The sequence below is a fragment of the Vibrio crassostreae 9ZC13 genome (assembly GCF_000272045.2).
Lineage (GTDB): Bacteria > Pseudomonadota > Gammaproteobacteria > Enterobacterales > Vibrionaceae > Vibrio > Vibrio crassostreae_C.
The window spans coordinates 242,254-267,494 of sequence record NZ_AJYZ02000042.1 but is presented as its reverse complement, the minus strand read 5'-3'; the positions used below and the strand labels follow the sequence as shown (position 1 = coordinate 267,494).

Sequence of the window (25,241 nt, the reverse complement as noted above, 5' to 3'; positions counted from 1 at the left end):
TGTCATCAATTAACAGGCGTTAGGCGACAACGAATAAATTCATCCATGGAGAAGAGAGTGATCGTACGGACTGCGACGCAAGAAGACTCAAGTGTCTTGTTAGAGTTTATTGAACAAAAAGCTGACTTTGACCGGAGTATGAAAGGGTTTAGTGGTGAAATCTCGACAACTATAGAGAAAATCGAACGCACATTATTTGGTGATTACGCATTTGCCCATGCATTAATATTAGAACGGAATTGTGAGCCTTTTGGCTTCGCACTGTATCACTATCGATATTCATCCTTCAGTGGAGAGCCATCAATCTGGCTTGACGACCTATTGGTTACAGGAAATCAAAGATCACAAGGGTATGGCCGTGAACTTATGTTGGCTTTAAAGTCACAAGCGGAGTCATCATATGCCTCTCACATCTCATGGACGGCAAGTCCACATAATAAGAAAGCGCATGATTTCTACAAAAGGTTGGGTGCAGAGGTTGAGCGAATGGATGGTCAAAGACCTTATTTCCGTTGGGCAATGTGCGATTCGTAAATGAATCAAAAGGGAACTATGAAAATAACGACGCTGGTTGATAACTCTCGACTGGATAACAGGAAAGATTTAGCCGTTGAGCGCGGACTATCACTGCATATTGAAACTGAATCGCTAAAGATCTTGTTCGATATGGGAAGTGGCGATACGTTTTGTCAAAACGCACCATTACTGGGTATTGATATTAAAGATGTAGACCTCGCTGTCATATCACACAGGCATCATGATCATTGTAATGGCACCGCTGATTTTGTTGCTCATAACTCTAAAGCCAAAGTGTTTCTGAAAAATTGCGAACAGAAAAGCTATCATTTCCGGGCTTTCGGTTTCAAAAGTGATGTCGGGATCAATCCGGACTTACTAGAAAACAGCAACGAGCGGTTAGTCTTCGTTAATCGTACTACTGAGATCGCCCCAAATGTCTTTGCTATCACAGATATTAGCGTGAAACACGAACAACCTAAGGGTAATAAATACCTTTATACACAGTCGGAAAATCGACGGGAGCGCGACTCATTTGATCATGAATTACTGTTAGTGATTAAAGAGCCAGATGGTTTAGTTATATTCACGGGATGTGCGCATAGTGGCGTTCTTAATATGGTTGATACAGCGGTTACTCTGTTCCCAGGAGAGAGAATAAAAGCGGTTGTCGGGGGCTTCCATCTAGTGGGCTTACCATTGTTCAATAGTATTGGTGGCACAAAGCAAGACATTAGAGATCTTGGATTGACGTTGTCTCAATACCCCATTGATAAACTGTATACAGGGCACTGCACAGGCAAGAAAGCTTATGAGTTGTTGAAAGAAGTATTAGGCAAGCGTCTGGAAGCAATGCCGACAGGTCGGCGTATTCATGTGTAGCGTTGGTCAAACCTTAGATGGATGTTAGTTAGGTCACGATGAATAAACAAAAACTAAAGAACCTCATTCAACAAGTTCCTGAGCTAATCGATACAGCCAAAGTATGTCGTGAGGTGGGCTTGCCAAACTTCTATATTGCAGGCGGAGCTATCACTCAAATCATCTGGAATGATATCGAAAACAAACCGCTTCTAGACCAAGTCAAAGACTTCGATGTTGTCTATTTCAATAGTACCTCAGCTATCACCGAAGATCAGTTCAAAAACCGCATTCGTTCGCGGTTAAGTCATTGTGTCGACGTGGACGTAAAGAACCAAGCGACCATTCATGAGCATTACGCTAAGAAGTTCGGTTGCTTCATTCAACCATACGATCGTGTTGAACAAGGTATCGAGTCTTGGCTCTCTGCATTTGCTATCGGGTTTACTTTGAATGATTCAGGCGGCATCAAGTTGTTTTCACCATACGGTGTAGAGGATGCGTTTGATATGCTGATTAAACCGAATAAGCGAGCAATGACAGAAGAAAATTACAACAAAATGACCACTGGCTATAAGGCTCGATGGCAGCAAGTAAAAGTGCTTCCTTGGAATTGATCTATAAAGCTTTGTGGGATCGCTCTTAACATTGGGTATTTAATTCAGTTTGGCGTCAGTGGTAAATTTGAATCTAGTCTCAGCATTGTTAGTGACTTAGTTGTACGTTATGTGATTTGGAAACAACGAGGTCTGGTTTATGAAATACGCTCCAACTAAAGATGAAATTACGTTTGATGATTTCGCGAAATTAGATATTCGTGTCGGCTTAATCGTAAAGGTTTCTGAAGTCGTTAAATCAGATAAGCTGATGAAACTCACCGTCGACTTTGGCGATCATCAGCGATCAATCTTGGCTGGCATCAAACAAGAGCGTGAAAACCCCAAAGAAATCGAAGGTAAGCAAGCTTTGTTTGTTGTGAACTTGCCTGAAAGAAAGATGGCGGGTGAAATGTCTCAGGGTATGTTGTTTGATATTGGTTATGAAGACAAATTAAATCCGTGTTTAGCTTGTCCTGAAACCGAAATGCCTAATGGTGCTCGAGCTGGGTAACGTACACACTTGGATGTTGGAGTTGTTTTGGTCTTTGTTCGAAGTTCCAGATCCCAATGAAAATGTGGTTTGGGTTCAGCAAGCGCTCTCATTGCAGAGCAAACTGGCTTTATAGCGATTGGAACATCGAGTGTGGCAATTGCACGCAGTCACGGAGTGGATGACGGTACATAAGTGAATAACTGAAACAAAAAAGGATAAATAAATGCAGTTTGCGAAGGCATTTGAATACAAAAAGTGGGCAAATAGTCAGTTACTTGATTTTGGAGCGAGACAATTCTCAAAATTGCCGGAAAACGATGGCACATTTTTCGTTAGAATTTTAAACCATACGACCGTAGTGGATAGTCTATTCATAAGTCGAATTCTCGGTGAACCAGAAAAATATACTGCTGATAATACCGTTGAAACCCCTTCGTTTTCAGAGCTGCGTGAGAGAATGGCTCACAATGACAAATGGTTAGTGCAGTATGCGCTGTCGGCCTCAAAAGAAGAATTAGACAAGGTTATTCAGTTTAACTTCGTAGATGGTGATATAGGAACAATGTCTGTTGAAGAGATTCTTATCCACTTACTCACACACGGTAATAACCACAGAGGTATGGCGTCTAGGGTGTTGGCTGAAAACGATTTAGAACGCCCAAAGGACACATTTACCCGCTATCTGCACTTTGCTGAGCCATCACGTAGAGGTAGCGACGTGTTGAAAGAAAAGTAAAAGGTTATGTACTTAAGAACAGCACATACGCATGAGTTGGATGATATTTATCTCATGGGTTTTGATGTATGGGGAAGCCAGTTGTCGGTCGATGAGTATCTAGCTTCTTGTTACAACAGTGGTAAGTATCAGAAAGGAACTTGGTATGTGCTAATAGAACAGGAACAAATTGTGTCTTCTTTGATTGTTTATCAGAGAGAGTTTGGCCTTTTGGAAGGAAGCCGTGGGTTGGGTTCCATTGCAACGCCACCAGAATTAAGGGGCAAAGGCTATGCTTCAAAATTAATTAACTTGGTAAAAGATGAGCTATTCCAAAATCAAAATAGTAAGGCGTTGTTTCTGCATAGTGATATTGACAAAGAGTTTTATAGGCGACTAGGATTTACCGCAATTGAAGGGTCTGACTGTATGTACAGTACGAGTGATAACGCGGAATTCAAAGGCGCGATACCTGCGTATTTTTAATCGCTAACATTATATTTGTTTTTATGAAGAATAAATGGTCAACGGTTGAAGCTTGGTGTTTAATTTAGGGAATGAATGAGAGTTTTAATAGCAGGTGCCAATGGTTATATTGGTCGTCACATTACGAAGGCATTCGTAAACAGTGGTTTTGATGTTTTTGGATACAGGAGGGACAAAGGCATTGTCCCTTGTTCGGATTACATCAAAGACCTATCCACAGATTATGAAGATTACTTCGATGTGGTTATCAATTGCGCACGCCCTCACTGGTCAGAATTTTCGCCAGTTGAAATCGTAGACATTGAACATGGTTTGCTCACACAGCTTGATAGGTTTGCGTCTGAAGATGCGATAAAGATCCACACATCGGGAGTTTGGCTGTTTGGTCATGCATCTCAACAAGACCTTAAAGAGTTTAGGCTTAAACCTTTAAAGGCCGTTGAGTTAGACGTAAAAACAATTCATTCCGTGATTGGTACTAACTGGCATATCGTTTACTGCCCGAGCTTGGTATATGGCGGTGACAATTGCCAATTAAAGCGAATCATCGAATCGTATGCAAATCGAACCGTTAAGGTAGCTGTCCCATCCCAAGGGTATAATCAATACGTCCACGTCTATGACATCGCCAAATTCTATTTGTTGTTAGCGCAAAAGCAAACCTCAGAAAAACAGCATTTTATTGCAGAAACTAAGGGTTACAGCCCAGCTCATTTTGCTCAACTTTTATTAGAATCAAACGTGATTCGAAAAGTAGATGAATGTTCTTGGGTTGAATTCGAGGCTTTAAATGGCTGTGAGGTTGTAGATATTGAACAACTGAACCTCACACTTCCAATTAGCCCTTTTTTCAAAGCCAATGAACTTATCAGCGACTACATAAAAAGTTGGATGTAATGAAATCAATAACAAAACAATCAATTTAGCTTTCGTGTTACGGTGTAAAGTATCAGTGAGGATCTGAGATTGGCGAATGGTTATTGCTTATCGCAGCGTTCTCTATTTTTATCATAATCATTCAAGGAAGAAGCATTGTGAAATTAGCTCAGTTAAATATTGCTCTAGCGAAGTACGCTTTAGATGCACCAGAAATCAAAGACTTTGTCGATAATTTGGATCTTGTTAATGGCATAGCCGAAAGCAGTGAGGGATTTGCCTGGCGTCTTAAAGACGAATCTGGTGATGCGACCAATATAAAAGCGTTCGATGATCCGAATATGATCGTCAATATGTCGGTGTGGGATTCAGTAGACTCGTTAAAGAACTTCATGTTTAGAACTCACCATCGCGACTTCATGCGAAGAAAAAACGAATGGTTTCATCGTTTAACTGAAGATACGTATGTTCTTTGGTGGGTTGATGATGAACATATTCCGAGCCTTGATGAAGCCATCGAGCGGTTAGAGCATCTAAGAGAAGTGGGTGATTCGCCTTATGCATTTACATTCAAAACCAATTTTACTGAGTCAGAAGCTCCTAGATGAAGCACTTGCAATGTCTACACCTCGGTAATACGTTATATAGCTAATGTATTTTCGCAAACAAATAAGGGGAACACTGTGAGCACTTTGCCAGATGAAAACCAGAAACGATTTATTGCTGTTTTAAGTAAGAAGATGGATTTGGGAAGAACGCTGAATGTACTAGGGCATTTAAGTGTTGGCTTGTCGAATCAATTGAACGAGGGTGAAACCTGTTACGTCGACTATCAAGATATGGATGACGGCACTCACCCTAATTTGTCTCACTATCCTTTCATTGTTTTGAAAGCCGACAATTCAAACAAGCTTCGAAAAGTACGTGAAGAGGCTATTAGCCGTGGTATCAAATTTACCGATTTCACGAGTACGATGATCGAAGGTGGCTCCATCGAGCAACAGCAAAGAACTAAGCAAACCAAAGAAGCAGACTTAGAGTATCTCGGAGTATGCTTCTTTGGTGACACTGAAACCCTGCGTGAATTTACAAAGAAGTTTAGCTTGTATAAGTAACTCACTTTAGCGGTTTAGCTATCTGCTAGTAAGTGCATCGAACATGTTACATAAGCCGTTAATCTATAGATAGGAAGTCAATGGAATACCAATTAGATATTGAACCTTCCGATGACGACATTAATGAAGTCCGAGGCGGGTTAATCAAACACAACACACCGTTTCTGGAAGGGATCCCCAAGTCTCAAGTTGCGTACTACGCGATGGAAGAAGGTAACAAAGTCGGTGGCATTATCGCTGACCTTTGGGGAAGCTGGTTACTGATTAAGTTCCTCTGGGTTGACGATTCGATGAGAGGAAAGCAAGTCGGCAGTGAGCTGCTTGAGCGTATTGAAGAGTATGCGAAGTCTCAAGGTTGTACGTCGTCATTGGTCGATACATTAAGTTTCCAAGCTAAGCCTTTCTATGAGAAACGAGGGTATGAATGCCAGATGGTGTTAGAAAATTACCCTGTAGATTCCTCGCTATCGTTTCTCACCAAGTCGCTCGTCAAAAAGTAGCGTATTAAGCGCCCGTTTATACAAGGAGAGTAGATTGGTCAACATTCGGGAAATGGCAATTTCAGACTACGACTCAGTGATCGCGTTGTGGTGCCAGACAGAAGGCATGAGTATTCGCGATGCCGATTCGAAAGAAAGCATTGCGAGCTATTTAGATCGTAACCTCGGTCTAAGTTTTGTGGCTGAAAGCAACAACGAGATCATTGGCGCTGTGTTGGTCGGTACGGATGGACGTCGTGGGTATTTACAACATTTAGCTGTCTCGGCCAACTTCAGAGGGCAAAAGTTAGGTTGTAAGCTTGTCGCAGAGGCGGTCAACGCCCTTGCAGGGTTAGGTATCCCGAAGACCCACTTGTTTGTCTATAACGACAACATCAATGCTCAACAGTTTTACGAAAAATTGGGCTGGTTTCCTCGAGATGAAGTTCGAATGTACTCGTTTAATAGCTCGGATAATAGTAACGTTTAGCCTTAAAGGTTCGCGCTGGCTGAGCTTGAATTTGTAACAGATTCGCGTGCATCTTCCCAATATCAAAACAATCCTTGGAGTATTTAGAAATGTTGTTTTCTAGTCTGTCTAAACCATTGGTTCATGGCTCCGAGTTATGTTCTGAACTGGTCAATTTCTTAACCGAGCATAAGAGTGATTTCGAAGAAAAGTTAATCCCTGATCTGTCATACATCGATGATATGGCACATGTGGTGAACGGCATTAAAATCAAAGACGTTCTACACATCAATGCGAATCAATATCGAGTTCAATATTCGTTTGATTGGGAGTTGTTTCTAGGTTGTTCAGATAGGAACGAAACCGGTGTAGAGAATGGAAGTGTTCTATTCACGCTTGAGGACGATAACGTTCTTAATATCAACTTCCCAAACTACGGTTCTCGAGACACTAGCGATGAGCTCTAGTCGGTTCAGACTAACTTGTTTTATCCTGAATAATCGGTAACAACGAAGAAGAGGTAAATTTGAGTCCAATCGCTATCCTTGTCCATGTCCCAAATATTGAAGAAGGGCTGAACTGGTACCAGAAAGCATTTCCACATGCCGTTGCCATTTATCATCCAGATTCTGATTTTACAGTTTTGGATCTTAACGGGTTCTCTATTGAAGTTGTGCAAGCCGACAGTAAAGTTAATGCAGGTAAAAAAGGAACAGTACTGTATTGGTCAGTCGACAGCGTTGAAGAATCTCTTGTTTATTTTCAGTCAATTGGAGCAACGTTATATCGTGGTCCAATGGCCATAGAAGGTGGGCTAATCATGTGCCAAGTAGAGGACCCATTTGGTAACCTAATTGGCTTACGAGGTTAGAACTTCTCCCGCCTCTCAATAAGGGACTATGTGGTTTGTATAAAAAGGAACAACAATGATAACTATCGAAAGGCTTGAAGAATCACATGTGGCGTTAGTTCAGGCCATCCAACTCGCCGATGAACAGGTCAAGTTCGCTGGTACAGCTGCAGAGTTTTTATTAGACGGCAGTGAAACGACGCACTTGCACGTGATTAAGTCTGATAACGAAGTTGTGGGTTTCTTTAAGCTGGATATCGCTTACGCAGAGCACTACGAATTCTGCCCTGAAGGAAGCATTGGCTTGAGAGCTTTTGTGCTTGATAAAAACCAGCAAGGTAAAGGTTTAGGAACAGGCACGGTGAAGGCTTTGTTTCCGTATTTAAAAGCGAATTACTCAGCGTATGAGTCGATTTACTTAACTGTGAATTGCAAAAATCCGGCAGCATTCAACTGTTATAAGAAAGGCGGCTTCGAAGATATCAATCAACAGTATTTAGGTGGCGCAGCAGGCCCGCAATTTATCATGCGCGGTCGAATTGCTTAGTAATAAATTATTGATGAGAAACACCTGCACAGCTGTATGCAGGTTGAGAGTCTTAAAGAACACGAGAAGGAAATTTGATGAAGGTTCAATATCTTGAAGTGGTTACCCCAGAGGTCGATGTCGTTTGTGCAACATACGCTCAGCTCTACAACGTGAAATTCAGTGGTGCAGATGTGAACCTTGGTGGGGCGCGCACTGCAAAGCTATCTAATGGCGGGGTAATTGGCATTCGAGCACCGCTTCGTGAAACTGAAGAACCAACTGTTCGTCATTACACGTTGGTTGAGGATATTCAGTCTGCAGTAACTGCAGCCGAGAAACTAGGCGCCGAAGTTGCGGTGCCGCCAATGGAGTTACCACGTCACGGCATGTGTGCCATTGTTATTCAAGGTGGCGTCGAACTGGGATTCTGGGAGTTATAGGTGATGCATAGCTTTTAGATTGTGAAGGACGAGATACTACGATTTATGATGAGACACCTAGTGTCTTTGCCTGCTTCATGGCATCATTCCACGCAGCTAAAACCCCAACAAGGTATGTTATGAAACAGAATGTTGTCCACATTGCACTCGTGGTAAAAGACTACGATGAAGCGCTTGATTTCTATGTAAACAAGCTTAAGTTTGATCTCATCGAAGACACGTATCTACCAGAAGAAGATAAACGCTGGGTTGTTGTTGCTCCACCAAATTCAACCGGTGTGAGCCTGTTACTTGCTAGAGCTTCCAAGCCTGAGCAACACGATTTCATCGGTAACCAAGCTGGTGGACGCGTATTCCTATTCTTAAACACCGATGACTTCTGGCGTGATTACGAACGCATGACGTCTTTGGGCATAAATTTCGTCCGAGAGCCTAAAGAGCAAGGCTACGGTACCGTTGCTGTGTTTGAAGATCTTTACGGTAACTTGTGGGATCTGCTTCAGTTAAACCCTGAACACCCTATAGCTAACAGATAGATAAGCAAGCTTAGCCCACAACCATAATTCTAGTCATACGGATTGGCAGGAGCGACATGGAAGTCACTAGGTATCAACCCAAGTATTTAACCGCTTTACAGGCGCTCTATCTAGAATCAAGACAGGACACCTTTCATTGGGCTGATGCCGACGCTTTTAAGTTATCCGATTTCGAATTAGATACAGAAGGTGAAGAAATATGGGTCGCCGTTTCTGGCAATAAGGTTTTAGGTTTTGCCTCTATTTGGAAACCTGAAAGCTTCATCCATCACCTCTATGTTTGCGCGCGAATGCTACGTTCTGGGGCTGGTTCTGCTTTACTCAATACTTGCAAACAACATTACCCTGATCTGACATTGAAGTGTTTGACTACCAATGAAAATGCGGTTGGCTTTTATCAGTCGCAAGGCTTTGTAATCTCGTCCACAGAGGGAGAGGGATTAGAGCGTTATCACTTAATGACTTACCAAGTTTAGTAATAATAAGCTTAGTAATAACAATCATGGCGATCACAATCTCTGCAATTACAACAAGGGTAATCAAGTCGGGAGCTAAACAGAGAATATGGAAATAAAACAGCTGTCAGCGATGGAGGTACTTCCGGTTAGGCATCAAGTGCTTTGGCCTGATAAACCGATGTCGTTTTGTATGGTGCCAGATGACGAACAAGCAACGCATTACGGCGCGTTTATTGGTGAGCAGTTGGTTTGTGTCGCGTCTATCTATATCCAAGGCAATGAAGCGAGGCTGAGAAAGTTTGCCACGCTGCCTGAATTCCAAGGGCAGGGAATCGGTTCAAACGTGATTGATCATGCAATCTCTAACCTCAAAGATTTAAACATCCAATATTTTTGGTGCGATGCGCGTACAACGGCTTTAGGTTTTTATCAAAAGTTTGGGATGGCTGTAGAAGGCCCTGAATTTGAAAAATCGGGTGTTGCGTATTACAAAATGTCGGTTCATTGGGAGTAACGCTTCTCTTTCGTTAGGTTAACCCTCCGCACCGCTAAATCATCAACTTAAGTTAAGGAAGCTCATCGTGGAAGAAATCAAAGGCATTCTGCAATTCATGGTCGAGATTGAACAATTAAAGGATGTTCATCGACAGACAAAACCGGTTGGATTGGATCGATATGAAAACTCCGCTGAGCACAGTTGGCACGTCTGTTTGAGCGCACTCATGTTGAAAGACTATGCCAATGAAGAAATCGATATTACGCGAGTAATGAAGATGCTGCTGATTCATGATCTTGGGGAAATCGATGCCGGAGACACCATCATTTATGCCAGTGAAACCGAAGAAAACAAGCTCAAAGAGAGAAACTGCGTCGAGCGGTTGCTGAAATCATTGCCGAGCCATTCAACAAGCGAGTATTTGGATTTATGGCTTGAGTTCGAAGCCGGTGAGTCACCAGAAGCTAGATTTTGTAAGGCGATCGATAGAGTGCCGCCTTTGCTTCATAACATCCATGGTGGTGGTCACAGCTGGAAGAAGCACAACATATCCAAAGACAAAGTACTGACCTTCAATGGCGAGCGTATTTCTAAAGGCAGTCGTGCCTTATGGAAAGAGCTAGAAGTGCAACTTGAAGGTGCTGCGGAAAAAGGGCTATTAAAGTAAAAGTTAATTTCATACCTTAGCGTAAGAATAGCTTTAGCTTTTCAATGAGGGAGATCTCGATGGTAACTGATTCAAGATGCATGGCACTTACCTTGTGTCTCATTTCTTTCTAATAAAACTCTAGTGGACAACAATAAGTTCGATAACCGAGTGATAAGTTGTTAGTATGTATCAAATTTATAAATATCAGTTGGCTTATATAAATGCTTGATAATAAGTATATTAAACACCCTTATCACTGTGAGCAGTGCGACGCACTTACCCCGCACCTTGCTGTTAGCGCTTCCGATGCTGAATCTAAAGCGGACGCTGAATCTGAAAAGAAACAATGGAAGTTAGGCGTGTTGATGGAGTACCTGGTGACGTTATTGTTTAGAGGTGACCATAATGTTCCCAGTTTTTATGTAGACAGTGATTACGAATACCAATGTGAGAAATGTGGGACTAAGTCGTGGCATTAATTGGGTATGAAAATTTGATGTAAATATCCTGACAACAATAAATATGTGTCAGAAATCGCAAGGGACTGTATGGAAATCATATCCGAAATTGAAGTGTCTAAAGAGCAACATCAAGCCATTACCGCTCTGAGAAATAGCTCTTTCCCCGATCATCAGGTAGAGCGTTCTTATTATAAACAACTCCCTCATATGCGAGCTCTGCAATACCGTGAAGAACGACTCGTCGGCTACCTTGGTCTTGATCACCGTATGGTCAGTGTTGGTGACAGTGCGTACAAAGTATTAGGTGTTATTGATTTTTGTGTTGCTGAGAATGTCCGAGGGCAAGGTGTTGGTAAATCTATGCTGTCTGAATTGGATGGGTATGCAAAGAATAGGGATGTCGATTTCATTATTTTGATATCAGATCTTCATGATTTCTATTCCTCACAAGGGTATGTCCAAATTACTAGTACTAACTCTTGGTTAAGACTTCATGAGCACCTTAGTTATGGCGTCGCTGTTGAAGAAATTGATGACCTATATGTAAAGCCATTGAACGGAAAACAATGGCCTTTAGGGGATATTGATTGGCTTGGCTATATGTATTAGCTCTCTTGTTTTAAGTTACTCCATGAGTTAACGATGTGAATAAACCCTAGGTAAACTGATGATAATAAGACGCATTAGAAAAGTGATCCTCTCTGCAAACTGAGAATGGAATCGCGTCTATACTGACATGGGTTACGTCGCTGATTTTAGAAGTGGCGCTATGAATGTAAGTTTGATTAGGTTAAATCTCTGAGGTGACGATGAAAAAATTACTACCACTATGCGCCATTTTACTCTCTGCATCATTTTTAGCTGCGGCTTCTGATGGTTTGATTAAATACCAAAGTAATTACTCAGTGAAAGAGACCGCTGACCGCTTTGAAGAACTCGCTATAAGCAAAGGTTTGACATTGTTTGCGCGAATTGACCATCAGAAAAACGCGAGTAAGGTCGATCTTGAATTGAGACCAACGGAAGTCATCATCTTTGGTAACCCGAAAGTAGGGACACCATTAATGCAATGTGCTCAAGAAGTCGCGATAGATTTACCGCAGAAGGTGTTAGTCACTGAGGATTCTAATAAGAAAGTATGGTTGTCTTACAACGATCCTAATTACTTGGTAGAGCGTCACGCGATCAATGGCTGTGACGAGGTCGTTAAGAAAGTATCGGGTGTACTAAGCAAGCTATCAGAAGCGACAGTGGCGAAAAAGAAAGCAAAATAACCAAGATCAATAAGCACTCATTAAGACTATTAATGGGTGCGATATGACGATGATATCGCCCATTAGTCATTGTGTTGACAACTAAGCAACAGTATATAAAAGTAGTTTTATGAAACTGAATTTAGCGCAATCTAACCAACGAATTATCATCATTCCATAGGAATGGTGGGATTGTTGATGCGCTTTGTTTATCGAACCCACCCGTAAGGTGGGTTTTTTGTCGCTGTCTTATGGGTTTTATCTGAATAGAGGAAGTCATATGAAAAAGATCGCGGTTTTTGGCAAGCCTGGGAGTGGAAAATCCACAGTCAGCAAGGCGTTAGCACTAGCTACAGGGATAGAGCTTCACCAGTTGGACTCTATTGTTTACAAGGCCAACGGAGAGTTTGTTGAACGTGAAGTATTTGAGGAGGCTCATGAGAGCATACTTAAGTCAGAAAGCTGGATCATCGATGGTTTTGGCCCTCTAGGCTCGTTCAACACACGTTTAGATGCAGCTGATACCTTGGTTTATATCGACCTTCCTTATTCAATTAGCTACTGGTTTGTAACCAAGCGAATGCTCAAAGGTCTATTCGTTAAACCTGAAGGCTGGCCTGATGGAAGTTCAGTTATAAAAGGCACGATACAAAGTTATAAGACACTAAAACTGTGTCCTAAATTTTGGAATGACGACTTTAAAGCGCAGTTAGAATTGCGCGCTAAAGAGAAAGAGGTTTACATCATCAGAAGCGTGACTGAATTGAATAACTTTGTTCATCAACACGTCACTTAACAGTCGAGAGCTTACCTTTCTTTGAAACGCTTTAATTTGCTCATAACTTCATGAAAATATATAGATTTAACTCAACATGTGGCATATTTGCCATGTGTTGAATTTGTGCTTTGAATTAAGGCTATAGATATTATGTATGGAAGTGAGAAGACGAGAGCGTTCTGCTGTAACTGTAAGGAACTTACACTGCATAGGTACACGATGTTCAGTAGCCAAGTGCAAAAGGCACCACAAGCTGAAGATAAAGAACCGAGCTTACTCCAACGAATTTTATCGGAGTTTCTATCTTTTGGTGTTACAGGTTCGGGCGCGACAGGTGATTACAAATGTACCCAATGTGGAACATATCTGAATACACCAGACAACCTCGACTGAGTTTGTGAGTTTGGCTTAGGCAAATAAAAACGGGAAGACCTCAATGATCTTCCCGTTAGATATTACTTAACTCATCGTGCTATTGGCAGTTTGAGTGAGAAGTCTTATGCACAACACTTCTTGTATTTTTTACCGCTGCCGCAAGAACACGGATCGTTACGGTTAGGGGTCTTTTCAAACGTCATCGTTTTTGGCTTGTTCAGTAGAGTATCAAGCTCGATGGTGTTCTCTTCTTTGTCTGCGTCGACTGTAACAGTAACGAAGATAGAATTTTCAGCGGCTAGTGCTTCAACTTCTGCTTTGCGCGCTTCAGTTTGAACCATTACTGCGATTGGAGATTCTTCGGTACCCGCTTTTACATCGCGGTTTACGTTGTAGCCAGCAAGAACGTGGTTCTGTCTTGTTTCGATACGGCCTTTGAAAAATAGTTTCGACATTGGGTACTCATAAAAAATGTTGAATGGCGCTATTTTTAACGACGATAGCGCAATGGAGCGGGGATTATACGCATATATTGCAATTGATAAAGCAGTGATGTGAACAAAGGCTGTTTGGTTATTGTTTGCTAGTAACGGTTTGCTCTCTAGCATTGTTCGGATTGGACTAATTTTCAAATTCAAGACAATAAGATTTCCCTAAATAGGCTTATGAATGATAAATTCAAATTATTAATCGAAACAAAGAGATAGTGTATGAAGTTAGATGCCATCCTGTGGGATTACGATGGAACCTTAGTCAATTCCGTTCCAAAGAATATCGCAATCACAAAAGACATTATCTCTTTAGTCGCGCCACACTTGTCAGGCGACAACTTACCTAAATATTTGCTCAGCGAAGCGCTTTATCATGAAGCCAACCACGGGGCTAAAAACTGGCAAGCCTTATATATCGACTATTACGGCTTATCACACGATGAAATGTTGATCGCTGGTGGAATGTGGGCAGAGCATCAAGAGAAAAACCAAACAGCCGTTGCCTTGTTTGAAGGAATGGAAACCGTGGTTAATCAGTTTGCTCATCTTCCTCATGGGATCTGCTCTCAAAACTCTCAATTGAATATTCGTGGTGTGCTCGACAGCTATGGCATTGGTGATTTGTTTAAATCGGTAGTGGGTTATGACGATGTTTCGAGCGGCAACCAAAAACCCCATCCATTTGGTGGTGTGAAATGTGTCGAGAACATATTTGGCGCCGATCCGACTAACGAGCTTTGTTTGATGTACATCGGTGACCATGAAGCGGACACACAGTTTGCTCGCAATATTGAAGCCGCGCTGGGTAAAAACGCAAAAGTGATTGCCGTTGCAGCAGGTTATAGCCAATCGAAACCTGAAAATTGGCAAACCAAGCCCGATTACATTGCTAACAGTGTCGATGATCTTTTAACGATCATTAGCAAGTACGCATAACGAAGCAGACATTTAAAAATCACCACACGTAAATAACTTGAAGGAAGAATAATGACACCAAAACAAGTGGTATTGGGATTTTGGGATGCAATGCGCAGTAATGATTTTGCAAAGGCAGGTGAATGGCTAACCGCAGATTTTGAAGGCTATTGGCCGCAGTCGTCTGAATTGACGTTAGGGCGCGACAACTTCACTGCAATCAATACTGAATACCCAGCCAATGGTGTTTGGGAATTCACGCTCAATTCGATTGTCTGTGAAGGTGATACGGTAGTCACGGACGTTTCGGTCACTGACAGTGTGTTGAAAGGCCGAGTGATCACCTTTCACACGGTGGTTGACGGTTTAATTCAAAAGCAAACTGAGTTTTGGCCAGACCCATTCGAAGCGCCGGCGTGGCGATCGCAGTGGGTTCAGATCGTATCGAACAATTAGTTTGTATCGATACGATCAGTTTGTCACGAACAACTAGGTCGTATCGAATAATCAGGTTGCACAGAATAAGTAAACATTAGGAGGTTTCATTGAGCAAGGTAGTGGTTGTAACCGGCGGAAGCCGAGGCATTGGCGCAGCGACGTCTAAATTATTGGCCAGTAAAGGCTATGCCGTATGCGTTAACTTTATACACAATGAGTCGCGAGCTGAAGATCTAGTGAACGAGATTCGCGAACAAGGCGGAACCGCGATAAGCGTGCGGGCGGATGTGTCTGTTGAATCGGATGTGAAATCTTTGTTTGAGATTGCTCGTAACAAGCTAGGCCCAGTGACTCATTTGGTCAATAATGCCGGGATCTTGTTTACCCAGTCACCATTGGTTGATATTGAATTGGATCGCTTTGAAAAGGTGATGAAATCCAACGTATCAAGCTGCTTTCTGTGCAGTAAAGCCTTTATCAAACAAGCCGATGGCGCGGGTTCGATTGTGAATGTATCGTCTGCCGCTTCTCGCACTGGCGCACCGTTTGAGTATGTGGATTACGCAGCATCGAAAGGTGCGATGGATTCACTCACCAAAGGCTTATCGCTTGAATTAGCTTCACGCAATATCCGAGTGAATGGCGTAAGGCCAGGTTGTATTTATACTGAGATGCATGCAGACGGCGGAGAGCCAGATCGCGTAGACAGACTAGCTTCGCAGTTACCGTTACAACGAGGTGGCACACCAGAAGAAGTCGCGAACTCTATCGCGTGGTTATTATCAGACGAAGCTTCGTATGTCACCGGCTCGTTTATTGATATTGCAGGCGGTCGATAGGGCACGTTTGCCTTTACACTAATATAAACAAGTTACAACCATCAACACGCAACAAAAGTACCTAACTAAAAGAACGAAACTAAGAGTACAACCATGAAAAACTATTTTGAAAGCCCGTTTGTTGGAAAGTCACTCAAAGAACAAGTGACCAACCCGAACATCATCGTGGGCGAGCACAGCTATTACTCGGGTTACTACCATAACCACAGCTTTGATGACTGTGCGCGTTACCTATTACCGGATAGAACCGACATCGATAAGCTGATCATTGGCAGCTACTGCTCGATTGGTTCTGGCGCCGTGTTTATGATGGCGGGCAACCAAGGCCACCAAAACCAGTGGGTGAGTACCTTCCCGTTTTTCTATCAAGACGATGAGAAGTTTGAAGGTGCGATAGACGGCTTTGAACGCTCTGGTGATACCGTGATTGGTAACGATGTGTGGATTGGTACAGAAGCCATGATCATGAGTGGTGTTAAGGTTGGTGACGGAGCCATCATCGCAAGTCGAGCGGTTGTGACTAAAGATGTCGCGCCATACTCGATTGTCGGTTCAAACCCAGCACGCCATATCCGTTATCGTTTCAATGAGACTGAAATCGCTCAGTTGCTAGAAATGAAATGGTGGGAATGGAGCGAAGAACAAATCAAAGGCGCAATGTCGCTAATGTGTTCTTCAGACATTGGTGGTTTGTACCATTATTGGAAAGGATTCTTGAAGCCTTAAATTGTCGTTCACAGATGAAATGTGAATGGTGAGAACGAGATTAAATTTAACAAATTACTCAATAATCTGATTATGGCAATGCGATTGTGATACGAGTAACTTATTGATTGTAAAGATATTGAATAGTATGGCATGTCGCATTAGCGTGGTGGATGAATTGGAAGGGTATTATGATTAGTTGCAACGATTACGATTATATTGAGATTGTGTGTATGCACCGATACCCAATCAAATTAACGCTGAAATCTGGCGAGCAGATTGAATGTGTCGGATTAGATACTCAACGCAATGATAGCCGTGAAGAGTGCATTAAGGTCAGTATTCAAGGTGTAGAACAACTTGTCGTACTCACAGACCTTTCCACACTAGAAGTTTGTGTCGACAACCCTCATTTTCAGCAGATTTCATTCAAAACGTCATAGGCTTTCAAATGAATAACACCATAGAACAATGCTATTGCACCGCGTGCAGAGAAGAGACACAACATGTTGTTGTGTTGGTCAGAAAGACGAGTGCGTTTGCAGAGAAACCTAACCAAAAGCGAAGCGAGTTTTGGGCAGGCATGATAAAAGGTTGGTTCCTTGGCCCGTTTGTCGCGTCAATGGATGAGTTTTCTCGTCACCTTGTCTGTGAAAAATGTGGCCATAAAGAGATACAAGATTAGCATCGTTATCTTATAAAACATTGGATTCAATACAGTTAGATCGTCAATTGGCTTAGGAATAGAACGAATGAAAGTTGAAACGATAGAAGCCGTAAAGGCGTATGGTTTTTCAGTAAGAACCACCAATACCGATGAGATGGACCCAGCAAGAGCCAAGATAGGGCAATTGTGGCAGGGCTTTTTTGACCAAGCATTTCCGAAATTAACACCGGATTCAAAAGTGTATGGCGTTTACACTAACTACGAGTCTGACTTTACGGGCGAATTTGATGTTATCGCGTGTACTAATGCACTTACGGATCAGAATGTTGATACGCTTGTAGAAACCGCAATACAATCAGGTAAATACTTAACGTTTTCTGCTGAAGGTGAATTACCACAAGCTGTGATCGACCTATGGGGTGAAGTGTGGGCGTATTTCAGCGCTGCTGACTGCCCACATGTGAGAACTTACACGACAGATTTTGAACTATACAAAGGTGAAACTGAAGTCGAGATTTCGATAGCGATTCAGTGATCAGGTTAAAATGAACAAAAGGCTTAGCTTAGACTGTGTTTGCCAGTTAAGAGACAGTAGTTACCGGTAAAGAGACAACGGAAACCCAGTTAAGCCTTTGAATATCTGCTCATTACAAAGAAGATACAGTGTCACGTACTTATCTTGATTACTACGCTTTCTCTATCCTTGAATTACCATTATCCACCAAAAAGACAATCGTGCTTGGTTTCATTCCACAAAGGGTATTGCTTCATGACTTGGGTGTAGAGCTTACTTTCAAGGTGCGCTCTTAACCAACGTCCTACGTTTTGATATTCCGATTTCACAAACCACTTCTTTTCGACTCGCACAAACTGACTGACGAAAGGCATCACCGCAAAATCGGCCAAGCTTGGGCTTTCTCCAAAAAAGTAGGGCTGATCGGTAAGTCGCACTTCTAACTGCTTAATGAAGGTTTCGCAGGCTTGTCGGCGTTGTTCAACATCGATGTTTCGGTAACGAACCGATGCACGATACCTTTCTAAGTGACCAATAAATTCTTCATCGTTGGTTTTAATGAGCTGCTGAACTTGTTCGCTAAGCGTTGGATTGCTTGAACGCAGAAGATCTTGAGGATCGTTTTGTTGAAGTGACCAGTTCATCACATCCAAGCTCTGTTCAATGACTTGTCCATTGGGTAACACCAATACAGGCACTGTTCCTTTTGGCGAACTGGCCAATAGTTCGCTAGGCTTGTCTTTGGTAACGATTTCTCGAAGTAACACTTTTTGCTGTGATAGTGCGATGCCCATTCGTCCGCGCATTGCATAAGGGCAACGGCGTAAAGAATAAAGGATAGGTAGATCGGATTCGTTCGGCATTATTGAGGTCATTTAGTTTGAAAAGTGTTGTACGGTGGTAAAGAGATCGTGATGTGGGTAGAATACGCGGCTTAAAAATTATAAGTAAGTGAGCGACTTCAAAAATGAGCAGAAAAATTGAGTTATTAGCCCCAGGTGGCGATGTAGAAGCGATAAAAGCCGCCATCGTAGCGGGTGCTAATGCAGTTTATTGTGGTTTAGACACATTCAACGCTCGTAACAGAGCCTCTAACCTGTCGTTAGACGAATTGAATGGTGTGATTCGCCTTGCTCATGAATACGGCTGTGAAGTGTTCCTGACTCTTAACGTTGTGCTACTGGAGCACGAGACTAAGAGCATCACCAAACTGCTGAACCAGCTTGTGAACACCAAAGTGGACGGCATCATTGTTCAAGACTTGGGTTTATTCAACCTGGTTAAGAAGCATTTCCCATCGTTAGACGTTCACGCGTCGACTCAGTTAACTACGCACAACGAAGGTCAGATTAAGTTCTTGTCTAAGATTGGCGCGACGCGCGTTAACTTGTCTCGTGAGTTGAACCTGCCTGAAATCAAGATGCTGACGGAAGTGGCACACGATCACGACGTATTAACCGAAGTGTTCGTACACGGCGCTCTGTGTATCGCATTCTCTGGTCAATGTTACTCAAGCTCAGTAAGTGTGGGTAACTCAGGTAACCGTGGTCGTTGTAGCCAAGCGTGTCGTGATGAGTACGAAATCACCAACGCGGGCAACAAGTTCCCGCTTAACCTGAAAGATAACTCAGCTTACTACGACCTACCTGAATTGGTTGATGCGAAAGTCGACTCATTGAAAGTAGAAGGCCGTATTAAAGGCGCACACTACGTTTACACTGTGGTAGACACATGGCGTAAACAGATTGATAGCTTTGTAGAAAGTGGTTTGTTGATCGAAGACGATTCGAACCTACACAAAGTATTCAACCGTGATTTCACCAACTCTTTCCTAAAGGGCAACCTAACGAAAGACATGTTCATCGATAACCCGCGCGACAACAGCATGAACTACGCTGTTGAAAAAGCGACGGAGCAGAACAACGAAATCTCAGTTGTACAGATTCAAGAAGTGACCAACGAACTTCACCAAGCGAAAGACGTTCTTGGTAACGAAATGCGTGACAAGATCGAGTTCCTTGATATTCGCAAGACACCAGTAGCACTGTCGTTCAGCGCAAAAGTGGGTCAACCATTTACGGTGACTGTGAACACGCCAAAAGAGAACTTTACTCTTCAATCTAAATCGCTATTGAAAGCGGTTGAAGAGAAGGCGATTACTCAAGAGCTACTTGAGAAGCGCTTCAAAAACGTGAAGAGTGCAGTTCACACGCTAGAAAGCCACGACTTCAGTGAAGTGGATGCAGGCTTGTTGATTCCTCTAAAAGAAGTTTCAGACCTAAAAGACGAGATCGACTTCATTCTGAACGGCTCTGTGGAAGTGATTAAGCACGTTGAAGTGCCAGCACTGCCTCAGCACCCTAAAGTGAACGAGAAGCCGACTATGTCGATGCTTATCGCCGATGTAGAAGACTTACACCTGTGTGACGTGACTGACGCGGATGTTTACTTCAAACTTCCAGAAAGCTTCAAGAAGCGTTGTAACAAGTACATCGACATCTTGGCAGCAAACCCACGTTTGATTCCTTGGTTCCCAGCGGTATTGATCGGTAAAGATTACGACGAAGCGGTTCGTATTCTTGAAGAGATCAAGCCAGCTCGCATCGTAACCAACAACACGGGTATTGCTTACAAAGCTTACGAGATGGGTATTGAGTGGGTTGCAGGCCCGTTCATGAACACGACCAACTCTCACGCACTGGTTACTCTGAAAGAAGAGCTGAACTGTGCAGGCGCATTCATTTCGAACGAGATCAACAAAGGTCAGATTCGTCATATTCGTCGCCCAGAGAACTTCAAACTGTTCTACAGCATTTACCACCCAATCTTGATGATGACCAGCCGTCAGTGTTTCTTCCAAAGAACCGTGGGTTGTAACAAGCCAAGCATCGAAGCAGGTTGTATGTTGAAGTGTGAGAAAGCGACCACGATTACCAACGTGAAAGGCATCTCTTTTGCGGTTGATAAACAGAAGGGTGGCTACCCAAGCATTTACAACCACGAGCAGTTCTTGAACCACGACGCAGTAACTGACTTCTCTGGTCTGTTCGACGAGTTCTTCATTGACCTAACCAACATCGGTGCAGGTTCTAAAGAAGTGAAAGACAAAGTTGAGCTTATCAAGCATTTCGAAGCGCTACTGAACGGCGTTGAAGGTTCACAACAGAACCTAGAGCAGATGGTTGAAGTTCGAACTAATGCTCAGTACGTTCAAGGTTTATAGGGTGCAAGGTCTATAGCGTACAAGGTTTATAGGGTTCAATGTCTATGGGCTGTAAGGCTTATAGCTTCTAACGCAAAGAGCGTTCAAGGTTTATAACGCTCAACCGCTTATAAGCACTCTGAACCAATAAACAAAAGGCCACTCAATCGAGTGGCCTTTTTAATGTCTGAAACTTTCTGAGTCTTTCTCAATCAGCGAATACGTTATTCCGTCACTGTTTCTTGTTTGAAGCATGGGCTCTTCAACGTGTTCATCTTTTCGATTTCATTGGTTAAGCGCAGCGAGAGCAGGGCTTTCTGGTTCGAAGCAAAATCAAACATCACGATAGTCGCAGTGCCAACGGTCGTCAGTTTCTGTTGAGCCTTACTGACAATCGCGTATTCCATGGTGAATCGGTCATCTTGAATATCGGTAACACGTGAGCCGACCATCAAGGTATCTGGATACGTGACTGGGCGGAAATACTTACAGTAAGTGTCACCAAGAACAGGGCCAACTTTGGTAATCGCCATCTCTTCCATCAACTCAACGTGCTTGAAAAAATCTAAGCGAGCGGTTTCGAAATAGCGAAAATATACGGCGTTGTTAACGTGATTGAGTGCGTCCATTTCTCCCCAAGCGACAGGGATTTCTGTTACTACCGGGTAGTCAGATAATAGTGCTTCCATGCGAACTCTCTTATTGTTATCTGTGTAATTAACGTTATTTACTTATCCTTCATCGGAATAAGTTGTTATTGGAATAAAAACCCTACCGCTAAATTAACAAAACTGCAACACGCGTGATTTAAGTTTTTGAAGCTTGAAACCACACAATGTCAGTTACTTAGTTGCACATCCACTCAATAGTTAGGCACTAAGGTGTTTGAATTGCAGCTCAACCAAGCGTTGGTACAATTCGCAGCTATTGATGAGAGACTGGTGGTCGCCGATGTCTACTAGTTGTCCTTTATCGAGCACCGCAATTTGGTCGGCGTGTTTAATTGTTGATAATCGATGGGCGATAATGATCGTCGTTCTGCCACGCATTAACTCTTCTAACGCTTGTTGTACGTGATGCTCACTTTCACTGTCTAGTGCGCTGGTTGCTTCATCCAACAATAGAATATTTGGATCTTTCAAGATGGCACGTGCGATAGCAATACGTTGTCTCTGCCCACCAGAAAGCCTTACACCACGTTCACCAAGAAAGCTGTTGTAGCCATCAGGTAGGTTTTGAATGAACTCGTGTGCGTGCGCTTTCTTCGCCGCTTCGATCACTTGCTCGTCTGTTGCCTGCGGGTTGCCGTAGCGAATGTTATGGAACACATCGTTACTGAACAGAGCAGGTTGTTGCGGCACCAATGCCATCTGCTTTCTTAGCTCGTTAGGATCAAACTGATTCAGTTCAACACCGCCTAAGGTGACCTTACCCACTTGTGGGTCGTAGAAACGTTGCAGCAGTTCGAACAGGGTAGTTTTACCTGCGCCAGACGGGCCAACCAGTGCCAACACTTTGCCTTCATGGGCAGTAAGCGTGAGGTTGCTTGTTGCGGGTTGGTCCGGTCTTGATGGATAACAGAAGGTCACATCATCAAATGCAACTTCTGGCGTTACGTTAGCAAGCGAAGTTGGATTCGCAACTGGCGCAACAATATGGCTTTCAACTTGTAGGATCTCGATTAATCGCTCGGTCGCACCTGCCGCGCGTTGCAGTTCACCCATCACTTCAGAAATCGTACCTAACGATGAAGCAACCATAATTGCGTAGAACACAAACGCGGCTAAGTCACCAGCCGACATAGTGCCGTTGATAACATCACTGCCGCCTACCCAAAGCATGCCTGAAATAGCACTAAATACAATCACGATCACGCCAGAAATAAGAATCGCGCGCTGTTTTACACGCTGGCGACCAATCTCATACGCCTTTTCCACTTCTACCGCGAATGATGCTTTCTCTTGCTCTTCTCGGCTGTAGCTTTGCACCGTTTTAATGTGCTCAATTGCCTCACCTGCGTAAGAACCCACATCAGACATGGAATCTTGGCTTTGGCGAGATAGGGCTCTTACACGGCGCCCATAAACAAGGATCGGAATCAAGATAAACGGCACCGAGGCCAATACAATCAACGTCAGCTTAATATTGGTTGCAAACAGCATGATGATCGCACCAATACACATCAACGCGCTGCGCATCGCCATAGAGAACGATGAACCTATGATGCTTTGAAGCAGAGTGGTATCCGTAGTAATGCGCGACATGATGTCGCCACTGCCATTGGTCTCGAAGTAACTTGGATGCAGCGTCACGACATGATTGAAAACCGACAGGCGTATATCCGCACTTACTCGCTCACCAACAGAAGAGACCAAATAGAAGCGGAAGAAGGTGCCAATCGAGATCAGCACGACCACCACCATGATGAATTGAATCGCGCTGCCTAAGTCTGACAACGATTGTTGGCTGAAGCCTTGGTCGATAAGAAGACGAATACCGTGTCCGACTGAAAGGGTTAAGCTCGCTGTGAAGATCAACGCGATCAACGCAGCAATAACACGACCTTTATAAGGCTGAATGAATTTACTCAGCTCAAACAAAATACTGAGGCTTTTTTTCTCAGGTTTGGGTTCTGGCGCTTGTTGAGTCGATCGCTGAGTCTGTCGCTGGTTCGAGTCGAGCGTAGAAGAGACATCGTTTTGCATATGACTGCCTTAATGTGTTATCGCTTTAAAAATAGATGGCTTGTTGCTTGTTGCTTATGGCTAATTGCTTTATGACTTATTGCCTGTACTGCGCGTTGTTCGCTGGGCAGTAATTGTTGTTGAGAATCGAACCCATTAAAGCATTTATTGCGCTGTGACGCTCCCTAGGAAACTCAATTTCCAATATTTCATCAACACTAAGTGAATAATTCGAAACGACCTTAAAGGAAAACTAAGCATTTTGATCCAGTCAGTTGGATAGGAAATCAAGCTATTTAACCCTAATTTTTATGCAAGTAAATTAGCGTTGATAGGAGAGTGCACACATAAACAAGCAACCGTGCAATGATTTATAAATTGATAGCAAAACGTTTGCTATTTATCTCGATATTAGCTTTATCAATGACTTGTGAGTTTTGGTTGTAAGACCAGTTATAGCGACTGTTTTTTGTGGAATATTTGTTACAAAAATTCAACAAAGTAGTTTTTTATACATTTTTCTTGCATAAAACCTCGGATTGAATAGAATAACCAACAAATGACAATTAATGCAGTATTGTGGCATGAGTATTCAAGTAAAGAGCATCAACAAATCATACGGTGATACCCAAGTTCTTCACGACATCAGTTTCGACTGTGAGAGTGGCGAAACCTTGGTATTGCTTGGCCCAAGCGGCGCGGGCAAGAGTTCATTACTGCGTGTATTGAACCTGCTTGAAATCGCGGACAACGGCGAATTAGACATTGCGAATGAGCAATTCGATTTTTCAAGCCAAATCCAAGAGAAGCAGGGGCTTAAACTTCGTCGTAAAGTCGGCATGGTGTTCCAGCAATACAACTTATGGCCACACATGACGGTGATGGAAAACTTGATTGAAGCACCAACCAAAGTGGCGGGTTTGGATAAGCAAGAAGCGATTAAGCAAGCGCAAGAAGTCCTAAAGACACTTCAACTTGCCGACAAAGCAGACGCTTGGCCACTTCAACTGTCTGGCGGTCAACAACAGCGTGTTGCGATTGCACGTGCGCTGATGATGAAACCGGATGTGTTGTTGTTTGATGAACCAACAGCGGCGCTTGATCCTGAGATCACCAACCAAGTCGTGAGCATTATTAAAGAATTGAGCGGAACGGGCATTACCCAAGTGGTCGTGACGCATGAAGTCGATTTCGCGAAGAAGATTGCTAGCCACGTTCTGTACCTAGAGAAAGGGTACATCGTTGAACACGGCACCAGCGATTCATTCGTTAATCCGCAGACACCTGAGTTTGCCGAGTATCTGACTCATTAAGTAAGTCACTTATTAAAAGAAAGTTGACTCACTAGATCT

At 43.0% G+C, this 25,241-nt stretch carries 37 protein-coding genes; 33 read left to right on the top strand and 4 right to left on the bottom strand.

From position 1 onward, the window contains the following. Positions 1–45 precede the first annotated feature (45 nt). From A136_RS19900 to A136_RS23190, 24 genes are all read left to right on the top strand, one after another. The gene (locus A136_RS19900; protein WP_029235171.1) at positions 46–534 is read left to right on the top strand and encodes a GNAT family N-acetyltransferase; all 489 of its coding nucleotides are present in this window, start codon (positions 46–48) and stop codon (positions 532–534) included. A gap of 18 nt (positions 535–552) precedes the next feature. Then, positions 553–1,398, top strand: a complete 846-nt coding sequence (locus A136_RS19895) for an MBL fold metallo-hydrolase (RefSeq protein ID WP_029235170.1) — start codon at positions 553–555, stop codon at positions 1,396–1,398. Positions 1,399–1,436: 38 nt separating this feature from the next. Next, entirely contained in the window at positions 1,437–1,994 is a 558-nt protein-coding gene (locus A136_RS19890) for a nucleotidyltransferase family protein (RefSeq protein ID WP_017063945.1), read from the top strand. Between the two features lie 139 nt (positions 1,995–2,133). After that, positions 2,134–2,487: a tRNA-binding protein gene (locus A136_RS19885; protein ID WP_017063944.1), complete on the top strand. Its 354-nt coding sequence runs from the start codon at positions 2,134–2,136 to the stop codon at positions 2,485–2,487. 205 nt (positions 2,488–2,692) lie between these two features. Next, a complete protein-coding gene (locus A136_RS19880) occupies positions 2,693–3,205 on the top strand; it encodes a DinB family protein (protein ID WP_017063942.1) in 513 nt (170 codons plus the stop codon). A gap of 6 nt (positions 3,206–3,211) precedes the next feature. Next, the gene (locus A136_RS19875; protein WP_017063941.1) at positions 3,212–3,670 is read left to right on the top strand and encodes a GNAT family N-acetyltransferase; all 459 of its coding nucleotides are present in this window, start codon (positions 3,212–3,214) and stop codon (positions 3,668–3,670) included. A gap of 75 nt (positions 3,671–3,745) precedes the next feature. After that, the gene (locus A136_RS19870) at positions 3,746–4,567 is read left to right on the top strand and encodes an NAD-dependent epimerase/dehydratase family protein (RefSeq protein WP_017063940.1); all 822 of its coding nucleotides are present in this window, start codon (positions 3,746–3,748) and stop codon (positions 4,565–4,567) included. 137 nt (positions 4,568–4,704) lie between these two features. Further along, positions 4,705–5,154, top strand: coding sequence for a DUF3291 domain-containing protein (locus tag A136_RS19865; protein WP_017063939.1), 450 nt, complete (start codon positions 4,705–4,707; stop codon positions 5,152–5,154). A gap of 75 nt (positions 5,155–5,229) precedes the next feature. Continuing rightward, entirely contained in the window at positions 5,230–5,661 is a 432-nt protein-coding gene (locus tag A136_RS19860) for a DUF2000 domain-containing protein (RefSeq protein ID WP_017063938.1), read from the top strand. 80 nt (positions 5,662–5,741) lie between these two features. After that, the gene (locus A136_RS19855) at positions 5,742–6,161 is read left to right on the top strand and encodes a GNAT family N-acetyltransferase (RefSeq protein ID WP_017063937.1); all 420 of its coding nucleotides are present in this window, start codon (positions 5,742–5,744) and stop codon (positions 6,159–6,161) included. A 34-nt stretch (positions 6,162–6,195) separates the two neighbouring features. Then, positions 6,196–6,630 (top strand): GNAT family N-acetyltransferase, encoded by a 435-nt coding sequence (locus A136_RS19850; protein WP_029235169.1) that lies wholly within the window; start codon positions 6,196–6,198, stop codon positions 6,628–6,630. 89 nt (positions 6,631–6,719) lie between these two features. After that, complete coding sequence (locus A136_RS19845; protein ID WP_017063935.1) at positions 6,720–7,076, top strand: hypothetical protein; 357 nt, start codon at positions 6,720–6,722, stop codon at positions 7,074–7,076. Between the two features lie 59 nt (positions 7,077–7,135). Then, the gene (locus A136_RS19840; RefSeq protein ID WP_017063934.1) at positions 7,136–7,480 is read left to right on the top strand and encodes a glyoxalase/bleomycin resistance/dioxygenase family protein; all 345 of its coding nucleotides are present in this window, start codon (positions 7,136–7,138) and stop codon (positions 7,478–7,480) included. A 55-nt stretch (positions 7,481–7,535) separates the two neighbouring features. Then, on the top strand, positions 7,536–8,006 hold the full coding sequence (locus A136_RS19835; RefSeq protein WP_017063933.1) for a GNAT family N-acetyltransferase: 471 nt from the start codon (positions 7,536–7,538) through the stop codon (positions 8,004–8,006). A gap of 77 nt (positions 8,007–8,083) precedes the next feature. Further along, complete coding sequence (locus A136_RS19830; RefSeq protein ID WP_017063932.1) at positions 8,084–8,428, top strand: VOC family protein; 345 nt, start codon at positions 8,084–8,086, stop codon at positions 8,426–8,428. Positions 8,429–8,547: 119 nt separating this feature from the next. Next, positions 8,548–8,964: a VOC family protein gene (locus A136_RS19825; protein WP_017063931.1), complete on the top strand. Its 417-nt coding sequence runs from the start codon at positions 8,548–8,550 to the stop codon at positions 8,962–8,964. 56 nt (positions 8,965–9,020) lie between these two features. Continuing rightward, a complete protein-coding gene (locus A136_RS19820; RefSeq protein ID WP_017063930.1) occupies positions 9,021–9,440 on the top strand; it encodes a GNAT family N-acetyltransferase in 420 nt (139 codons plus the stop codon). Between the two features lie 88 nt (positions 9,441–9,528). Continuing rightward, on the top strand, positions 9,529–9,936 hold the full coding sequence (locus A136_RS19815) for a GNAT family N-acetyltransferase (RefSeq protein ID WP_029235168.1): 408 nt from the start codon (positions 9,529–9,531) through the stop codon (positions 9,934–9,936). A gap of 67 nt (positions 9,937–10,003) precedes the next feature. Continuing rightward, a complete protein-coding gene (locus A136_RS19810) occupies positions 10,004–10,585 on the top strand; it encodes an HD domain-containing protein (RefSeq protein WP_017063928.1) in 582 nt (193 codons plus the stop codon). Positions 10,586–10,788: 203 nt separating this feature from the next. Continuing rightward, positions 10,789–11,046: a hypothetical protein gene (locus tag A136_RS19805; protein WP_017063927.1), complete on the top strand. Its 258-nt coding sequence runs from the start codon at positions 10,789–10,791 to the stop codon at positions 11,044–11,046. A gap of 69 nt (positions 11,047–11,115) precedes the next feature. Next, a complete protein-coding gene (locus A136_RS19800; protein ID WP_017063926.1) occupies positions 11,116–11,637 on the top strand; it encodes a GNAT family N-acetyltransferase in 522 nt (173 codons plus the stop codon). A gap of 200 nt (positions 11,638–11,837) precedes the next feature. After that, complete coding sequence (locus A136_RS19795) at positions 11,838–12,302, top strand: DUF302 domain-containing protein (protein ID WP_017061805.1); 465 nt, start codon at positions 11,838–11,840, stop codon at positions 12,300–12,302. 259 nt (positions 12,303–12,561) lie between these two features. Continuing rightward, positions 12,562–13,077 (top strand): adenylate kinase, encoded by a 516-nt coding sequence (locus A136_RS19790; protein ID WP_017063925.1) that lies wholly within the window; start codon positions 12,562–12,564, stop codon positions 13,075–13,077. Positions 13,078–13,209: 132 nt separating this feature from the next. Continuing rightward, positions 13,210–13,452, top strand: a complete 243-nt coding sequence (locus tag A136_RS23190) for a hypothetical protein (RefSeq protein ID WP_029235167.1) — start codon at positions 13,210–13,212, stop codon at positions 13,450–13,452. 104 nt (positions 13,453–13,556) lie between these two features. Here A136_RS23190 and A136_RS19780 read toward each other — a convergent pair whose 3' ends face one another. Continuing rightward, positions 13,557–13,889, bottom strand: coding sequence for a PBPRA1643 family SWIM/SEC-C metal-binding motif protein (locus tag A136_RS19780; protein ID WP_017063923.1), 333 nt, complete (start codon positions 13,887–13,889; stop codon positions 13,557–13,559). A gap of 255 nt (positions 13,890–14,144) precedes the next feature. Between A136_RS19780 and A136_RS19775 the strand changes: the two genes are divergently transcribed. The 7 genes from A136_RS19775 to A136_RS19745 all read left to right on the top strand — a co-directional run bounded on the left by A136_RS19775 (position 14,145) and on the right by A136_RS19745 (position 18,024). Continuing rightward, entirely contained in the window at positions 14,145–14,861 is a 717-nt protein-coding gene (locus A136_RS19775; protein WP_017063922.1) for an HAD family hydrolase, read from the top strand. A gap of 51 nt (positions 14,862–14,912) precedes the next feature. Further along, positions 14,913–15,296 (top strand): nuclear transport factor 2 family protein, encoded by a 384-nt coding sequence (locus A136_RS19770; protein WP_017061812.1) that lies wholly within the window; start codon positions 14,913–14,915, stop codon positions 15,294–15,296. Between the two features lie 89 nt (positions 15,297–15,385). Further along, entirely contained in the window at positions 15,386–16,117 is a 732-nt protein-coding gene (locus tag A136_RS19765) for a glucose 1-dehydrogenase (RefSeq protein WP_017063921.1), read from the top strand. A 93-nt stretch (positions 16,118–16,210) separates the two neighbouring features. Then, the gene (gene catB / locus A136_RS19760) at positions 16,211–16,843 is read left to right on the top strand and encodes a type B chloramphenicol O-acetyltransferase (RefSeq protein WP_017063920.1); all 633 of its coding nucleotides are present in this window, start codon (positions 16,211–16,213) and stop codon (positions 16,841–16,843) included. A gap of 170 nt (positions 16,844–17,013) precedes the next feature. After that, a complete protein-coding gene (locus A136_RS19755; RefSeq protein ID WP_004733849.1) occupies positions 17,014–17,265 on the top strand; it encodes a Rho-binding antiterminator in 252 nt (83 codons plus the stop codon). Between the two features lie 8 nt (positions 17,266–17,273). Continuing rightward, on the top strand, positions 17,274–17,507 hold the full coding sequence (locus A136_RS19750; protein WP_017063919.1) for a hypothetical protein: 234 nt from the start codon (positions 17,274–17,276) through the stop codon (positions 17,505–17,507). Positions 17,508–17,574: 67 nt separating this feature from the next. After that, entirely contained in the window at positions 17,575–18,024 is a 450-nt protein-coding gene (locus A136_RS19745) for a GyrI-like domain-containing protein (protein ID WP_017063918.1), read from the top strand. 179 nt (positions 18,025–18,203) lie between these two features. Here the strand turns inward: A136_RS19745 and A136_RS19740 are convergent, their stop codons facing one another. Beyond that, positions 18,204–18,797 carry a glutathione S-transferase gene (locus A136_RS19740; RefSeq protein WP_017063917.1) on the bottom strand — a complete coding sequence of 198 codons (594 nt, stop codon included), beginning with the start codon at positions 18,795–18,797 and terminating at the stop codon, positions 18,204–18,206. Positions 18,798–18,970: 173 nt separating this feature from the next. Here A136_RS19740 and A136_RS19735 point away from each other — a divergent pair, with 173 nt between their 5' ends. Further along, on the top strand, positions 18,971–21,226 hold the full coding sequence (locus tag A136_RS19735; RefSeq protein WP_017063916.1) for a peptidase U32 family protein: 2,256 nt from the start codon (positions 18,971–18,973) through the stop codon (positions 21,224–21,226). 203 nt (positions 21,227–21,429) lie between these two features. Here the strand turns inward: A136_RS19735 and A136_RS19730 are convergent, their stop codons facing one another. Together A136_RS19730 and A136_RS19725 are read right to left on the bottom strand one after the other, a co-directional pair. Beyond that, on the bottom strand, positions 21,430–21,894 hold the full coding sequence (locus A136_RS19730) for an acyl-CoA thioesterase (protein WP_017063915.1): 465 nt from the start codon (positions 21,892–21,894) through the stop codon (positions 21,430–21,432). Positions 21,895–22,074: 180 nt separating this feature from the next. After that, the gene (locus tag A136_RS19725; protein WP_017063914.1) at positions 22,075–23,910 is read right to left on the bottom strand and encodes an ABC transporter ATP-binding protein/permease; all 1,836 of its coding nucleotides are present in this window, start codon (positions 23,908–23,910) and stop codon (positions 22,075–22,077) included. 563 nt (positions 23,911–24,473) lie between these two features. Between A136_RS19725 and artP the strand changes: the two genes are divergently transcribed. Further along, complete coding sequence (gene artP / locus A136_RS19720; RefSeq protein WP_032545343.1) at positions 24,474–25,202, top strand: arginine ABC transporter ATP-binding protein ArtP; 729 nt, start codon at positions 24,474–24,476, stop codon at positions 25,200–25,202. Positions 25,203–25,241: the final 39 nt, after the last annotated feature.